This window comes from Streptococcus mitis, from assembly GCF_946190325.1.
GTDB classification, from domain to species: Bacteria; Bacillota; Bacilli; order Lactobacillales; family Streptococcaceae; genus Streptococcus; species Streptococcus mitis_CF.
Genome location: NZ_CAMHZR010000002.1, coordinates 1 through 16,940, shown reverse-complemented (window position 1 = coordinate 16,940; position 16,940 = coordinate 1). Strand labels below are relative to the sequence as shown.

Annotated in this window: 13 protein-coding genes; 4 read left to right on the top strand and 9 right to left on the bottom strand. The window is 40.1% G+C overall.

The annotated features are described in order from the left end of the window. The first annotated feature begins 12 nt into the window (after positions 1-12). Positions 13-456: a D-aminoacyl-tRNA deacylase gene (gene dtd, locus N8M95_RS03105; protein ID WP_004255596.1), complete on the top strand. Its 444-nt coding sequence runs from the start codon at positions 13-15 to the stop codon at positions 454-456. A gap of 38 nt (positions 457-494) precedes the next feature. Here the strand turns inward: dtd and N8M95_RS03100 are convergent, their stop codons facing one another. From N8M95_RS03100 to N8M95_RS03065, 8 genes are all read right to left on the bottom strand, one after another. Beyond that, a complete protein-coding gene (locus tag N8M95_RS03100) occupies positions 495-908 on the bottom strand; it encodes a hypothetical protein (RefSeq protein ID WP_261116606.1) in 414 nt (137 codons plus the stop codon). A gap of 18 nt (positions 909-926) precedes the next feature. Continuing rightward, the gene (locus N8M95_RS03095) at positions 927-1,340 is read right to left on the bottom strand and encodes a hypothetical protein (RefSeq protein ID WP_261116605.1); all 414 of its coding nucleotides are present in this window, start codon (positions 1,338-1,340) and stop codon (positions 927-929) included. 131 nt (positions 1,341-1,471) lie between these two features. Next, positions 1,472-2,179, bottom strand: coding sequence for a nicotinamide mononucleotide transporter (locus N8M95_RS03090; protein ID WP_192851482.1), 708 nt, complete (start codon positions 2,177-2,179; stop codon positions 1,472-1,474). Between the two features lie 118 nt (positions 2,180-2,297). Beyond that, positions 2,298-2,948 (bottom strand): metal-dependent transcriptional regulator, encoded by a 651-nt coding sequence (locus N8M95_RS03085; RefSeq protein ID WP_261116604.1) that lies wholly within the window; start codon positions 2,946-2,948, stop codon positions 2,298-2,300. 78 nt (positions 2,949-3,026) lie between these two features. Then, entirely contained in the window at positions 3,027-3,521 is a 495-nt protein-coding gene (gene tpx, locus N8M95_RS03080) for a thiol peroxidase (RefSeq protein WP_033682328.1), read from the bottom strand. Between the two features lie 122 nt (positions 3,522-3,643). Further along, complete coding sequence (gene psaA, locus N8M95_RS03075) at positions 3,644-4,573, bottom strand: metal ABC transporter substrate-binding lipoprotein/adhesin PsaA (protein WP_140223943.1); 930 nt, start codon at positions 4,571-4,573, stop codon at positions 3,644-3,646. Between the two features lie 31 nt (positions 4,574-4,604). Continuing rightward, the gene (locus tag N8M95_RS03070) at positions 4,605-5,453 is read right to left on the bottom strand and encodes a metal ABC transporter permease (RefSeq protein ID WP_000559787.1); all 849 of its coding nucleotides are present in this window, start codon (positions 5,451-5,453) and stop codon (positions 4,605-4,607) included. Further along, complete coding sequence (locus N8M95_RS03065; RefSeq protein WP_064276573.1) at positions 5,450-6,172, bottom strand: metal ABC transporter ATP-binding protein; 723 nt, start codon at positions 6,170-6,172, stop codon at positions 5,450-5,452. The genes N8M95_RS03070 and N8M95_RS03065 overlap by 4 nt, the downstream gene beginning before the upstream one ends. A 179-nt stretch (positions 6,173-6,351) precedes the next feature. On the opposite strand from N8M95_RS03065, the gene pepO reads away from it, so the two are divergent. Beyond that, positions 6,352-8,244 carry an endopeptidase PepO gene (gene pepO, locus N8M95_RS03060; RefSeq protein ID WP_261116603.1) on the top strand — a complete coding sequence of 631 codons (1,893 nt, stop codon included), beginning with the start codon at positions 6,352-6,354 and terminating at the stop codon, positions 8,242-8,244. A 59-nt stretch (positions 8,245-8,303) separates the two neighbouring features. After that, complete coding sequence (locus N8M95_RS03055; RefSeq protein ID WP_261116602.1) at positions 8,304-9,068, top strand: hypothetical protein; 765 nt, start codon at positions 8,304-8,306, stop codon at positions 9,066-9,068. A 105-nt stretch (positions 9,069-9,173) separates the two neighbouring features. Here N8M95_RS03055 and N8M95_RS03050 read toward each other — a convergent pair whose 3' ends face one another. Then, positions 9,174-9,803, bottom strand: a complete 630-nt coding sequence (locus tag N8M95_RS03050) for an MBL fold metallo-hydrolase (protein WP_261116601.1) — start codon at positions 9,801-9,803, stop codon at positions 9,174-9,176. A gap of 721 nt (positions 9,804-10,524) precedes the next feature. On the opposite strand from N8M95_RS03050, the gene N8M95_RS03045 reads away from it, so the two are divergent. Continuing rightward, a partial coding sequence (locus tag N8M95_RS03045; RefSeq protein ID WP_261116600.1) for an Ig-like domain-containing protein occupies positions 10,525-16,940 on the top strand: 6,416 nt, incomplete at its 3' end.

Sequence of the window (16,940 nt, the reverse complement as noted above, 5' to 3'; positions counted from 1 at the left end):
AGAAAGGCTATTATGAAAATCATTATCCAACGGGTTACAAAAGCCCAAGTGAGTATCGAAGGTCAGGTTCAGGGAAAAATTAATCAGGGACTCTTATTGCTGGTTGGTGTTGGACCAGAGGACCAAGAGGAAGATTTGGACTATGCTGTGAGAAAGCTTGTCAACATGCGGATTTTTTCAGATGCAGAAGGCAAGATGAACCTGTCTGTCAAAGATATTGAGGGAGAAATCCTCTCTATTTCTCAGTTTACTCTCTTTGCGGATACTAAGAAGGGCAATCGTCCAGCCTTCACAGGTGCAGCCAAGCCTGATATGGCATCAGACTTCTATGACGCTTTCAATCAAAAATTAGCGCAGGAAGTGCCCGTTCAGACAGGTATCTTTGGTGCGGACATGCAGGTTGAGCTGGTTAATGATGGACCAGTTACCATTATTCTTGATACTAAAAATAGATAAGAAAGACCAAGCCCGGCCGGCTTGGTTTTTCTCATCTATCATAAAATACTCCAAAATGAAATCTGTTCCTGATAGGCCTTGGGGAAGTCTCTTTTCAAACTTTGGCTTATGTGATAGGAAGGGATGAGGTGTCCTAGGATTAGGAGAATTCCCTGAAGGAAAAGTGGGATACCACTTAAACATATCAAGGAGAGAATCATCAGGCTATCCCATAGGAGGATTTGTAATGCAAAGCGCCAGAATCTCGGTCTAATCTGGGAATAGAGTTGACTAAAGTGGTCACAAAGCTGGTTGGACAGATAGGTCAATAGCACAGGATGAAAGAAAATGAGCCAACCACTATAAATCAAAATCCAATCCCAAGTAAGTTCCTCTTTAAATGCCAAAAAAGCCAGCATGATTCCATCAATAACAAGGATTTGAATGGTTTTGATGAAGATGATTTTTTTCATGCTAGAACCTCCTTCTCCTTAGAGACACTCCCATAAAGAGATGCGTTTGTCATAAAAGTCTGGATAGTTGTTTCTTAGGTAGTCCGCTGTCCTATAATAAAAAGTAGAATGGCAAGCAGTGATGATTGGCATAAGAGAGTAAAAACGCTGAGAACTAACGAAGGCTAAAAGGACAAAAAATAGAAAATCAATGGAGAGAACCCCTAAATAGTAGAAGCGAATCTTTTTATTGATTTGAGGATAAATCTCAGCGAATTGATGTTTGAGTCGGACAACCAAGCGAAATAGCAGTAGTCCCTGAGCAAGGATGAAAATAAAACCAGTGAGCAAGAGCCAGTCGAAAGCTGTCTCGGGTCTAGTGCTAAAGAATGCAAGTAGTAGCAAATCCATGACTGCAATTGCTGTAAAATGGATTCTAAAGAGATTTTTCATAAGATGACCTCCCTCTTTTATCTATCTTCATTCTACTCCAAAAGAATGGGAGTTACAACTAAAATGATAAAAAATAGCAGAAAGGGCATTTTATTAAGTCAACTTGCTTTCTTTATTTGAGTTTCCCTCTATTATCTAGTTTCTTCATCATTCCAGACAAATAAAGCTCCGATTGCATTGAGGATATAAAAGATGTATTTACCGATATTGGCGAAGTTTCCTTGAATGCCAGCCTTTGTCAGCTGTACAAAATTGTAAATCAACCAAAAGCCCCATTGAGTTGTCAGTTTCAGTGCGTTTAAAGCATTGGCAATGAGGGACAGTGCAAAGGCAATAGTTGTCACGTAGGCAAGGAGATTCATCTTGCCTCCATAACCGATATAGTTGGTCACAAAGGCAAAGAGGAAGGCGATGATGGAAATGATGATGGCCGCCAACTTTACCTGTTTTTGGCTCATTTGGTTGGGTCTGCCTTCTTGCGAAGCTTCCCATTTCTTAATCGCAAAGGTATAAATGAGGAAGGTGACGGGATAGGTGATAATGGCCGCCTTATTTCCAAGGATATAATCAATGCTACCAGACAAAATGGTATTAACAATACCAAAGTAATTTCCCCATTTGCTTAATTTTCCCGTGAAACGAGTGGACAACATAGAAATCCCAACGTTGGTTACGGAAATCAATCCAAAGGGGACAAGGGCAGTCCATGGTCCCCAGTCTACGAATTTATCGAGGCGTGAGTTGAGGTAACCAGATGCAATCGCAATCCCAACGACCAGAGCAACTCCAAAGAGGTCAAACCATTTGGATGTCGCAAAAATTTTTAGTGATTTTTTCATAGTTTAAACTATCTTTCTTTTTTAACAAATATTCTACAACTAAATGAAAGCAAAATCAAATGCTAGAAATAAAACCCTGAAAATTAAACTTTCAGGGTTGGTTGGGGTGCTTGAGAAATTAGTCGATTTTTTCGACGTAGAGTTGTTTGGCAATATCCATACTTACTTGTAAATTCTCGTTTTTACTGAAGATAGTGAAGCTATTGCTGAAGCCATCAAACTGCTGAACTTGGAGCTGATCACCGATGTGAAGCGCATGCTTGTCCAGATAATTGAGAATGTCAAAACTATCGTGAACCCGAGTCAGACGGTAGGCGCCAGCTTCTTTGATATCCGAAAGGGGGAGGTTATTGATTTCAACCAAGAGTTCTCCCTTGGCAGGAATGGTTCCGCCGTGGGGACAGGTCTTGGGGTATCCAAGTAATTTTTCTAGTCTCTCCACGAATAGGTCAGAGACAGTATGTTCTAAGACTTCAGCTTCCTCGTGAATCTGGTCACTCGTATAGTCTAAATGATGGACTAGAAAAACTTCAATCAAGCGGTGCTTACGATAGAGCTCAGAGACCAGTTTGAGTCCGAGATCAGTCAGTAGATAGCCACATTCCTTGTCCTTGAGGATGAGATTTTCACTCTTCATCCGTTTAATCATTTCAGTTACGGCAGGGGGAGAGACTTGCATGCGGGCAGCAATTTCCTTGTTGGTAATCTTATGCAGGTCTATGCCGATTTCATAAATACATTTTAGATAGTCTTCTTTATTCGGGGTCATTCGTTTCCTCTTGTTTAATATCTTTATCTAGTATATCAAAAAAAGCTAGATTTCTCTAGCTATCTGCCACAATGGCTTCTAATTTAGTTCTTTAGCAGCGGCAATTGCGGCTTCGAAGTTTGGTTCAGAGTTGATATTGTCCACATATTCAACGTAGCGAATCGTATTGTCAGTATCGAGGACAAAGACTGCGCGTGCCAATAGATGCCATTCGTTGATTAAGAGGGCGTAATCACGTCCAAAGGAATGGTCAAAGTAGTCTGAGAGCATGATGGCATTTTCAATACCTTCAGCACCGCACCAACGTTTTTGGGCAAAAGGAAGGTCCATTGAAACAGTCAAGACAACCGTATTATCCAGTCCAGCCAGTTCTTCATTAAAACGACGCGTTTGAGTTGAGCAGATGCCTGTATCGATAGAAGGCACGACACTCAAGACTTTTTTCTTGCCATCAAAATCAGCCAGAGATTTTTTAGAAAGGTCTGTTGTAGTGAGTGAAAAATCAAGTGCCTTGTCGCCGACTTGTAGTTGTTTACCTGTAAAGCTCACAGGATTTCCGAGAAAAGTTACCATAGGATACTCCAATCTTTTTTCTTCCATTTTAGCTGAAACAGCCAGAATTTTCCAATGATTTGACCGGAAATATGGGTATAGAAAAAACGCCAGCTCACGTGAGAATGACGTTTTTCAGAGGCTTATTTTGCCAATCCTTCAGCAATCTTGTCAAGGTTGTATTTCATCATGTTGTAGTAGCTGTCGCCTTCTTTACCTTGTTCTGCGATAGAGTCAGTAAAGATTTGTGCGTAGATTGGGATGTTTGTGTCTTGTGAAACAGTCTTCATTGGACGGTCATCCACACTTGATTCTACAAAGAGTGAAGGAGTTTTTGTTTGGCGAAGTTTTTCAACCAAGGTCTTGATTTGGTCAGGTGTTCCTTCTTCTTCAGTATTGATTTCCCAGATGTAGGCACTTGGGACACCGTAGGCTTTAGAGAAGTATTTGAAGCATCCTTCGCTGGTTACAATGAGTTTTTTCTCAGCAGGGATGTTGTTAAATTTCTCCTTAGCTTCCTTGTCAAGTTTGTCTAGCTTATCAGTATATTCTTTGAGATTTTTTTCGTAGAATTCCTTGTTGCTAGGGTCTTTAGCACTCAATTGTTTTGCGATGTTTTTAGCAAAAATCATCCCGTTTTCAAGGTTAAGCCAAGCGTGTGGGTCTTCTTTGCCTTTTTCGTTTTGGCCTTCAAGGTAGATAACATCAACGCCTTCGCTGACTGCAAAGTAGTCTTTGTTTTCAGTTTTCTTAGCATTTTCTATCAATTTTGTAAACCAAGCATTGCCACCATTTTCAAGGTTGATACCGTTGTAGAAAATCAAATCAGCTTGAGATGTTTTCTTAACGTCTTCAGGGAGTGGTTCGTATTCGTGTGGGTCTTGACCAACAGGAACGATACTGTGAAGATCAATCTTGTCACCAGCAATATTTTTAGTGATATCAGCGATGATAGAGTTTGTAGCAACAACTTTTAGTTTTTGACCAGAAGCTGCATCTTTTTTTCCGCTAGCACATGCTACGAGAACAATGGCGGAAAGAAAAAGAACCAACAATGTACCTAATTTTTTCATTAGATCCTCCAATTTATTGGGGCTTTACCCCTTATTTTAACAAATGTTTATTTTTTAGTTTCAAATATCGTTGTTTTGGAGCGATAAAGAAGCTAATGAGAAAGAAACTAGCGGCTGTAAGCACGATACTAGAACCTGCCGCAACGTTAAAGCTATAACCGATAAAGAGTCCCAAAACTGAAGCTGTAGCTCCAAAGGTTGAGGAAAGGAAAATCATGCTTTTCAGGCTATTAGCATACAGATAAGCAGTTGCAGCTGGGGTAATCAGCATGGCTACAATCAGGATAGTTCCGACACTTTGCATGGCTGTCACAGACACGAGAGTCAAGAGTACCATGAGAAGGTAGTGATAGAAATTGACAGGCATTCCCATGGCTTTGGCCAAGAGTTCATCAAAGGAAGTTATCAAGAGTTGCTTGAAGAAAATCCAGATTAACAAGAGAATGACTGCCCCAACACCCATAGTAATAAACATATCCGTATCTTGGACGGCTAGGATATTACCAAAAAGGATATGGAAAAGGTCAGTTGAACTTTTAGCGACACTAATCAAGATGATACCGAGGGCTAAGAAAGAAGAAAAGGTAATGCCGATGGCGGTATCGCTTTTGATAATCGAGTTTCCCTTGATGTAGGTAATGATGATAGCAGCTAGCAATCCAAAGACAATGGCTCCGATAAAGAAGTCAAGGCCCAAGATGAAGGAGAGGGCTACACCTGGCAAGACAGCATGTGAAATGGCATCTCCCATGAGTGACATCCCGCGTAGGATGATGAAACATCCTACAGCTCCAGCTACGACCCCGACGACAATGGCTGTTATCAAGGCATTTTGTAAGAAATGGAATTTTTGTAATCCATCGATAAATTCTGCAATCATAGGTCACCTCCATTGAAAAAGAGTCGATTACCGTAAGCTTCTTTGAGATTGGCTTCGGTAAAGGTTTCTTTGGTCGGACCAAAGGCAATCACTTCTCGATTGACAAGCAAGACTTGATCGAAGTAGTGGGGAACCTTGCTGAGGTCGTGGTGGACGATGAGAACCGTCTTACCGGCTTTTTTCAAATCTCTCAGCGTATTCATGATGATTTCCTCACTGACAGAGTCAATCCCAACAAAGGGTTCATCCAAGAGGATATAATCGGCTTCCTGCACCAAACATCTGGCAATCAAAACCCGCTGGAACTGACCTCCAGACAGTTGACTGATTTGCCGTTCTGCGTAGTCAGCTAGGCCGACGATTTCAAGGGCTTCCTCTACTTTTCTCCAATGTTTAGCGTTTAAACTGCGAAAGAGAGGGATAGAGGGAAAGAGTCCTAGCGAGACGCATTCCTTGACCTTGATGGGAAAGTTGTAGTCGATATTGATTTTTTGTTCGACATAGGCAATTCGGTGTAAGGATTTTTTAACTTCCTTGTCATCGAGAAATGCCTGACCTTGATGTGGGATAATTCCCAGCATACCTTTTAATAATGTTGATTTTCCAGCACCGTTTGGACCAATGATACCGGTAATTGTTGGTCCTTGGAGCACTAGTGAAATATCCTTAAGTGCCAATGTTTCTTTGTAGGAGACACTGAGGTTTTCGATACGTATCATACAGTTGTATTCCTCCTGCCTCTTAATATACCTTAAAAAAAAAATTAAGTCAAGTTAATTTTTGAAAAATTTAAAATAATAACTGAAAAATGATGGAAAAGGAAAGTCCATTTTTAATTGCATTCCCAAGCAATTTTTGTTAAGCTAGCAATAACTTAAAAAATGAAAGCGAGAACAAGATGACACGTTATCAAGATGATTTTTATGATGCCATCAATGGAGAATGGCAGAAGACAGCTGAAATCCCAGCAGATAAGTCTCAAACGGGAGGTTTTGTTGATTTAGACCAGGAAATTGAAGACTTGATGTTGGCGACAACAGACAAGTGGTTGGCAGGAGAAGAGGTGCCTGAGGATCCTATCTTGGCAAACTTTGTCAAATACCACCGCCTAGTTCGTGATTTTGATAAGAGAGAAGCTGACGGTATCACACCTGTCTTACCACTCCTTAAAGAATTCCAAGAGTTGGAGACTTTTGCGGATTTCACTGCTAGACTAGCAGAGTTTGAACTTGCAGGAAAACCTAACTTCCTTCCTTTTGGTGTATCGCCAGACTTTATGGATGCAAGAATCAATGTTCTATGGGCCAGTGCTCCAAGCACGATCCTGCCAGATACGACCTACTATGCAGAAGACCATCCTCAGCGCGAAGAGCTCTTGACTCTTTGGAAAGAAAGCAGCGCAAATCTTCTCAAGGCTTATGATTTCTCTGATGCAGAAATTGAAGACTTGCTAGAGAAAAGACTTGAATTGGATCGCCGAATTGCAGCAGTGGTGCTTTCTAATGAAGAAAGTTCAGAGTATGCTAAACTTTACCATCCATATGATTACGAAGATTTCAAGAAATTTGCGCCTGCCCTACCTTTGGATGACTTCTTCCAAGCCGTTCTTGGACAAGTACCAGACAAGGTTATCGTAGACGAGGAACGTTTCTGGCAAGCAGCAGACCAATTCTATAGTGAAGAGGCTTGGTCTCTCCTCAAGGCAACCTTAATTTTAAGTGTTGTCAATCTCTCAACCAGCTATTTAACAGAAGAAATTCGTGTCTTGTCAGGTGCCTATAGCCGTGCGCTTTCAGGAGTTCCAGAAGCTAAAGACAAGATCAAGGCAGCCTACCAGCTAGCACAAGGTCCTTTCAAGCAAGCTTTAGGTCTCTGGTATGCCCATGAAAAATTCTCTCCAGAGGCCAAGGCAGATGTGGAGAAAAAAGTGGCAACCATGATTGATGTCTATAAGGAACGCTTGGCTAAAAATGACTGGCTGACTCCTGAAACTCGTGACAAGGCCATCGTCAAACTCAATGTCATCAAGCCTTATATCGGTTACCCAGAAGAATTGCCAGAACGCTACAAGGACAAGGTAGTGGATGAGACTGCTAGTCTTTTTGATAATGCTCTGGCCTTTGCGCGTGTGGAAATCAAACACAGTTGGAGCAAGTGGAATCAGCCTGTAGACTACAAGGAGTGGGGCATGCCTGCTCATATGGTCAATGCCTACTACAATCCACAGAAGAACCTGATTGTCTTCCCAGCGGCTATTTTACAAGCACCTTTCTATGACTTGCATCAGTCATCTTCTGCTAACTACGGTGGTATTGGAGCAGTTATTGCCCATGAAATTTCCCACGCCTTTGATACTAACGGAGCTTCCTTTGATGAAAATGGTAGCCTCAAGGATTGGTGGACAGAGAGTGACTATGCTGCCTTCAAGGAGAAAACACAAAAAGTTATTGACCAATTTGATGGACAGGATTCTTATGGAGCAACCATCAACGGCAAATTGACTGTCTCAGAAAACGTGGCTGACTTGGGAGGAATCGCTGCAGCGCTTGAAGCAGCCAAGAGAGAACCAGACTTCTCAGCAGAAGAATTTTTCTACAACTTCGGTCGCATTTGGCGCATGAAAGGTCGTCCAGAATTTATGAAACTTTTGGCTAGCGTCGATGTGCACGCACCAGCCAAACTCCGTGTCAATGTGCAAGTACCAAACTTCGATGATTTCTTTACAACCTATGATGTCAAAGAAGGAGACGGTATGTGGCGTTCACCAGAAGATCGCGTGATTATTTGGTAATGAATCCAATCTAATACTAAAATCCGTAAATCTGCATAGAATGGGTTAAAGAGGTTAACATGAAGAAATTTTTAATGATATTTTCAGCTATTCTTACTGTTTTTGTTTTAGCATCTTGTGGAGCAAACAAAAAAGATGAAAAAATAGAACCTTCGGCAACACAATCATCTTCTACCAAAGAGGAACAGAAGGAAAGCTCTACGAAGTCAGAGAGCCAAACTAGTACAAGTTCTTCAATGGAAACACCGTCAACAACAATGGAAAAGAAAAGTGAAACAGGAAAAAATTTGTACGAGGAAGTAATAGAGCGGTACAATCACTATCAGGCACTTTTAAGTAGTGGTGACCGTGAATCCTTGTATGAAAAGTTGAAACAGAACAAGATTTTTTCTGAAGAGTATAGCTATATCTTTACACTAAGCACCTACGATAAACCAGCTAGTCTTCATTATGTGTTTGCTGATTTAAATAAGGATGGTCAGGATGAATTGATTATTGGAGATAAAAAATATATAGGGGCCATTTACTATTTGGAGAATAAACAACCCAAGTTGCTTCATACAGCTTATGTAGCTTCTGCAGGTGGTTTTCGTTCCAGTTTAGTTATCTATGAAAATGGTCAAGTCAGATATGCAGACTGGCAGTCAACACGACCAGAAATGAACTTAAGTCTATATGCTTTTGATAAAGACGGAGTACAGAAGATTAAAGAAGGAATCTTTCAAATTGGTAGTGATCAAAAGCCAGAGCAAATCTTAGGGATTTCTTCTAATGAACTTGATTTAGCTAAATTTGATTGGAAAGAATTTGCACCAGTCAACTAGTATTTGATGAAATTTAAAACTAGGCTAGATTCTAAAGTCAAAGAATGGAGAATTGAATAGCAGTACACAAAAACCAAGGAGAAAAATTCCTTGGTTTTTTGCTTGCTAGAAAAAGGGATTGAAAGTCTTTTCGTGGGCAATAGTAGTAGCTGGACCATGCCCTGGATAGACATCATAGTTTGGTAGAGTGAAGAGTTGGGTCTGGATACTATGAAGGAGTTGCTCCATGCTACCAGTCGGAAGGTCGGTCCGTCCGATGGTTTCTCGAAATAGAGCATCTCCCGTCAAGACTAGGTGAGCATCAGGAAAGACGATAGAAACACCACCGATAGAGTGACCTGGTGTTGGCAAGACAGTGAAACGAAATTCCTCTAGTTGGTATTCTTCATGAAAGACAAAGGTGTGTTCTGCAGGTTTTGCGACCACATCTGCCATATCATCGTGGCGGGGAAGTCCAGAGAGATTATCGACGGGAGTATAGAGCCAGCTGGCTTCGCTCTCTGCGATATAGACAGGAGGATTGCCAAAAGTTTCGCGAACCAAGTCCAGACTCATGATATGGTCATAATGGGCGTGGGTAAGGAGAATAGCGCAGATCGGTTTGTTGATGTTCTCTATTGTCTGACGAATGGCTTCCCAATGGCTACCGGGATCGACCACGATGAGGTGTTTTTCATCTTCCAAGTAATAAGTATTTTCATAGGCAACAGGATTCACAGTTTTATGGATTTTCATATTAGCTCCAATCTCAAAGAATGTACTAATACTCTTCGAAAATCTCTTCAAACAGCGTCAACTTTATCTGCAACCTCAAAGCGGTGCTTTGAGCAACCTGCGGCTAGTTTTCTAGTTTGCTCTTTGATTTTCATTGAGTATAAACTAAGTATAGCACAGTTAGGGAGAATAAAGTGGATAGAAAGTCCCTCTCTTTTAAGGAAGGTTACTTGCTATCTACTTCATTCTGTCTAAAATAGAGATAGCTATTTTTAGAGTTATGAACTAGCTAGATCTTTTAATTGACTGGGATTTAAAATAAAGCTAATGAGCTGGAGAGTGAATTAATGAAACAAGTAAATTGTACTCTTTATTAGAAGAAAGTTTGTAATAAAAGAAAACAAAATATACATGTATAGTTAATATAAATTAATATACTGATTATGAAAAAATATAGTGTGTGGCCTATGACAGTTTGATGCATCTTATTTTACAACTCAAAGAGTCTGAAAATTGTTGTATTTTTGGAAAATATTTATTTTAAATTTAGAATAAAAAAATAAGTCATTTTATTTGCTACAGACTAGAAAATATGATATCATAAAGTTGTATGTTGTAGACAATTTTATGATATCAAGCTTCACTTCTAACATCTTTTGTTTCATCTGAGGTTACCTGTGAGTTTTCGATATCAATAACTTGTAAATCGACATCAAAATAAAAAAGGAGGTTGTGGGTCTAAATGAAAGGCAAGCAACAACAAGATTTTAGAGTAGAAAAGTACATCCGTTATGGTATCCGGAAATATAGCTTTGGAGCAGCATCAGTAGCAATTGCAGCTGGTTTGATGTTCCTTGGAAATGGTGCGGTATCAGCAACGGAAGTTCAAGGTGCAGAAGCATCAGTAGCAGCAACTACTGCCCCAGCAAATCAAGCGGATTCTAATAAAGATAAGGAAGCCGTTAAGCCAGAAACTAAAGTTGAAGAAGCAAAACCTGAAGTTAAAGTACAGGAAGCTAAAAAAGTAAATAAAGCTGTCCTAGAAGCAAGCATTGCAACTTTGGAGTCTAAACTTTCAACTGCTAAATATGCAGATGCTACAGTAGTAAGCTCAGCTAAGGAAGTATTGGCAGCAGCTAAAGCAACTCTTGCAAAAGCAGATGCTAGTCAAGCTGATGTAGATGCACAAGCAGAAACTGTATCAGCATTGAGTACTGTAGTTACTGAATCAAATACTGCTGGTTTCGATAAAAAACAAGCAGCTGAAAAAGAAGCGGCTAAAGCAGAAGCTGAAAAGAAAGCTACTCCAGCAGAAAAAACTCTTTCAGAAGCTAAATCAGCGCTTGACAAAGCTTCATCAGAAGCAGATGTAACAAACAGACTTGCAAAATCTGAACTTTCTAAGAAGGAAGTGAAGGAAGAAAACAAAGCAGCTGTTGAAGCAGCAGTAGCTAAAAACCAAGCAGTTCTTGCTGAAACAAAAACTTTATTGGCTGATAAGAGTGTCACAAAAGAGCAAGTAGATGCTCAATTGGCTCGTCTTAACGAATCAATCCTTGCAGTTTACAATGAATTGAAAAATGCAGGAATCGGTCGTGATGGTAAGTTCGCAGTCAACTTGGAAGATGCTCAAACAACAGCACTTAAAGACTCCTCTACAGAAGCAGGACAAAAATGGTTGGCAGATCATGGTTACTCATCTTTGGCTGATATTCCTATCATGAACAAAGGAAAAGATGATAAAGAGATAAAAGAAGCTTCTAAGCAAATCCAATGGTTAGATTTTTCAGATACAGCGGCTTGGAGTAACTTAGATGCAGATGGTCAGCTTCAAATTGGTTCAACCTTCAGAAAAGAGTTGATGCCAGGTTATGTTGTAACATTGACTGTTAAGGAACTGAAACCATTCCATGCTACGGAAACTTATAAAAACCGTGTAGCAGGAACTGCTAATGAAGATACCTATAATCCAGATGCAGTAAATAGCTTTAAAAAGGCGACAGGTATCGGTGGTTCTGCTCAAACAAAATGGGCACACGTGAAAAATGCAGGTTTTGATACTGGAGATTATAAAACTACCATTGCTGGTACTGATGATAAATCTATTCAACAAAATGGTACTATTGGTGGTGTAGTATTTAGTGTTGATGCTGAGTACAATGGTAAGAAAACAAAACCAACTATTTTGATGACATCTGGTGAAGATATCAAGGTAAACGAAAGTGAAATCTACACTACAAACGGAACGCCTTGGGATTTATATGCATTGGTAGGTAACGCATCAGAAACAACTCCTTATCAACCTAATGTGAAAATGAAAAATGTCACAAGCCCTCAAGAATTTCGTCCTGCAGATGATAAACTTCAGAAGGCCTTAGCGAACGGTGCTTTCTCAACGCCTGATACAGCAACATCAGGATTAGGTTCTCAAGTCTTTGGTAGCTACATCAATGGTGAAGGTGGTAACAAAGCTACACCAATCGTATCTACAGCGGGAGCTACAGAAATTGGGTTCTACATCCTTTCAGGTGGAGCTCAGTCATCTATGATTGGTATCTCTTTATCAGACTTTGGAGATCTGCCAGAATCTTATGGTAAAGCAGAGCATTCTCTCAGAACATCTACTACTGACTATGCAACCAATCAAAAAGAAGAAATTCAACAACCATATCTAGGTACAGTAAAAGCTGACCCTGAAGCGAAAAATGGTGAGCGCGTACGCGGTATTGGATCAGATGATGCTACTGACAATGGCGATGAAGGTGTAGCACAACTTATTGCTCCAGAAAATGTTCATATCAATAAAGATAATGGTGAACCGGAAGTTAAACTTGTCCAAGGTGCAGATAATACATACCGTGTCAAAGTAGTTGCTTCAGCAAATGGTAATGACAAATACACAGGTACAGTAGAACCTGCTTATGTGCGTGGATTTATCGATTTCAACAATAACGGTAAATTCGATGAAGGTGAAGCATCTGATATCGTTAAAGTAACTGGAAACAATGAAACAGTGGAATTAGTGTTCCGAAACACTCAGGTTATTGATACAACTAAAGATAAAGTTAACTTCCGTACACGTATTGCTAAATCTGAAAAACAAGTAACCAAACCTACTGGTATTGCTTTCTCAGGTGAAGTAGAAGATAACCAAATTCAAGTTGCTTTACCTCCACGTGGAGATAAGGAAGAAACAACTGGTAAACAAGGTGAAACTCAGTCTGTAGGTATCGAGTTTGTATCACGTGCTCTAGGGGACGATGCTTCTAACCTTGGTTCAAACAACGGAAATACTACCTTCAATTCATACGGTAAACTAGATTACTCTGAACAACCAAACTCTATTAGCTTAGAAACAACTAAGAAAAAACAATCTCAAGGTGTTATGATTGTAGATCCAAGTGGAAACTTGGTGAAATCATACACTAAAGCAGGTCAAGGTACTTATACAGTAACTGATGACAAAGTTACCTTCACTCCAGAGCCTAACTTTGTTGGTAAAGCAGATGGTATCGTACTTCGTGCTGTAGATGCTAATGGTCATTCAACTGGATGGACAGCACTTACGGATCAACATGGTCTAGAAAACATTAATGATGGAACACATACTACTGGAACTAAAACAATGGATGCTGTTTATATTCCAACAGTAACTCCAAAAGAAATAGTTGGAACTCCTGAGACATCGACAGATATTCAAGGTAAATCACAAACGAAAACACCTAAATTCTCAATCGACGTAGATAAAGATGGTGATGGAACTGCACCAGATGCGGTAACTCCAAGTGCACAATACCCAGCTAAACTAGTTGATCCAGCTACTGGAAAACCAACAGCTGAAACAACAGTAACTGTAAAAGGTGAAGGAACTTATACAATCGATCCAACAACTGGAGCGGTAACCTTCACACCAGAACCACAATTTACAGGAACTGCTAAAGGTATTGATGTATCATTAACAGCGCCAGTAGGTCAAGATAAAGATGGGAACACTGTAACAGCTACAGCTACAGCTAAATACACTCCAACTGTAACACCAGTAACACCAACAGCTGACCCAGCTACTTCAACTGGAGTACAAGGTGAAACACAAAAAGGAACTCCTACATTTACAGAAGGAAATTCTGAAGTTCCAATTAAAGAAGGTTCTGTCAAACTATTGAATCCAGATGGAACAGAAGCAACTGGACCAGTTGATGCATTGGATCCAAATGGAAACAAGGTAGGTACATACACTGTTGATCCAACAACAGGTGAAGTAACCTTCACACCAACTGACAAAACTTATGTAGGACCAGTGCAACCAGCCAACGTACAAGCTGAAGACAAGAATGGAACTAAAGTTAAGACAACTTACACACCAACAATCGTAGGAGTAACACCAACAGCAGAACCAGCTACAAGTGAAGATGTTCAAGGTAAAACTCAAGAAAGTACAGTTTCATTCGAAGCTGGAAAAACTACAATTGCGGGTGAAGAAAAAACTGTAGAAATCGATCCATCTACTTACACACTTCTAGGTGAAGATGGACAACCAGCTACTGAAGTACCAGCTAAAGATCCAGAAGGAAACGTAATTGGTAAGTACACTCTTAAAACTGTAGATGGAAAAGCTGTTGCGGTATTTGAGCCAACAGATAAGACATACTCAGGTGATGTACAACCAGTACGTGTCCAAGCTAAAGATAAGAACGGAACTGCTGTAGAAACAACATACACACCGAAGATCACTCCGGTAACACCAACAGCAGAACCAGCTAAATCCGAAGCTATCCAAGGTGAAACACAAAAAGGAACACCAACATTCTCTCCTGGAGATAAGATTGCTCCAATCAAAGAGAACTCATACAAGCTTCTTGATAAGGAAGGAAATGAAGTTCCAGCAGGACAAACAACTCCAGCTTACGCTGAAGACGGAGTAACTCCAATCGGTACTTACTCAATCGATCCAGCAACTGGAGAAGTAACCTTCACACCAACAGATAAATCTTATACTGGTAAAGTATTACCAGCTGAAGTTCAAGCAGAAGATGCAAATGGAACAAAAGTTTCTACAACTTACACTCCAAATATCATTCCTGCAACACCAACAGCAGAACCAGCTAAAACTGTAGATGTTCAAGGTGCAACTCAAACTGGCAAACCAGTATTCCAAGGTGGAACAGCTATGGTTAACGGTGAAGAGAAAACTGTTGAAATCGACGATACAGTACCAGCTAAATTGGTAGATCCAAAAACAGGAGATAAAGTAGATTCATTAACTGTAGAAGGTGAAGGAACATACACAGTAGCTCCAGATGGAACAGTAACCTTTAAGCCAGAGCCACAATTTACAGGTGTAGCTAAAGGTGTTGAGGTAGTACGTCAAGATAAGAACGGAACACCAGCTAAAGCAACATACACACCAGAAGTTAAACCAGTAACACCAACAGGAAAAGACGCAGTAACTGAAGATATTCAAGGTTCAACTCAAACAGGTAAACCTGAATTCAAAGGTGGAACAGTAACAATTGATGGTAAAGAGAAAACTGTTGAAATCAATGAAGATAAACCAGCTAAATTGGTAGATCCAAAAACAGGAGATCCAGTTGATTCAGTAACTATCGAAGGTGAAGGAACATACACAGTAGCTCCAGATGGTACAGTAACCTTCACACCAGAAAAGAACTTCACAGGTAAGGGAACAGGTGTCACAGTTCAACGTGAAGATAAGAACGGCACACCAGTTACAGCTAAATACACTCCAGTTGTTAAGAAAGCAACACCAACAGGAACAGACGCAGTAACTGAAGATATCCAGGGTTCAACTCAAACAGGTAAACCAACATTTGAAGGTGGAAAAGTTACTGTAAATGGTGAAGAAAAAACTGTTGAAATTGATGAAGATAAACCAGCTAAATTGGTAGATCCGAAAACAGGAGATCCAGTTGATTCAGTAACCATCGAAGGTGAAGGAACATACACAGTAGCTCCAGATGGTACAGTAACCTTCACACCAGAAAAGAACTTCACAGGTAAAGGAACAGGTGTCACAGTTCAACGCGAAGATAAGAATGGTACACCAGTTAAAGCTACTTACACACCAGTTGTAAAACCAGCAACACCAACAAGTTCAGATGTTATCACTACAAATGTTCAAGGTGCTACTCAATCAGGAACACCAACATTTGAAGGTGGAAAAGTAACAGTCAACGGTGAAGAAAAAACTGTAGAAATCGATGAAACTATTAAACCAACATTTGATAATGGTACAACTGAGAAGAAAGTACCAGGTGAAGGAACATACACAATCGATGAAAACGGTACTGTAACATTCACACCAGAGAAAACATTCACTGGTCAAGCGACAGGCGTAACAGTTAAACGTGTGGATAAGAACGGCACACCAATCACAGCTAAGTACACTCCAGTAGTGGTTCCGGTAACACCAACTTCAAAAGACACTGAATCAGAAGGTCCTAAAGGACAACCTCAATCAGGAACACCAACATTTGAAGGTGGAAAAGTTACAATCAACGGTAAGGAAGTTCCAGTTGAAATTGATGAAACAGTTAAACCAACATTTGACGATGGCACAACTGAGAAGAAAGTACCAGGCGAAGGAACATACACAATCGATGAAAACGGTAAAGTAACCTTCACACCAGAACCTGACTTCGTAGGTAAAGCAACAGGCGTAACCGTTAAACGTGTAGATAAGAATGGTACACCAGTAACAGCTAAGTACACTCCAACAGTTCGTCCTGATACTTCATTTGTTGATAAAGATGGTAACCCACTTTCACCAACAGAAGATGGAACTAAACCAACTAAAGATATCCCAGGATACAAGATTGTTAAAACTGAAGTAGACGAAAAAGGAAATACAAAACACATCTATGAGAAAGTTACAACAACTCATAAAGATAAAGATGGAAATGTAATTCCAGGAACAACTACTGAGGAAGGTACAACTCCTAAGAAAGATATTCCAGGCTACCGCTTCGTAGAGACTAAGAAACTTCCAAATGGCGATACAGAGCACGTTTATGAGAAAGTTAAGACATCATTCAAGGATAAAGAAGGAAACGAAATTCCAGGTAATCCAAGTGAAGATGGCGAACAACCTAAGAAAGATATTCCAGGCTACCGCTTCGTAGAAACTAAGAAACTTCCAAA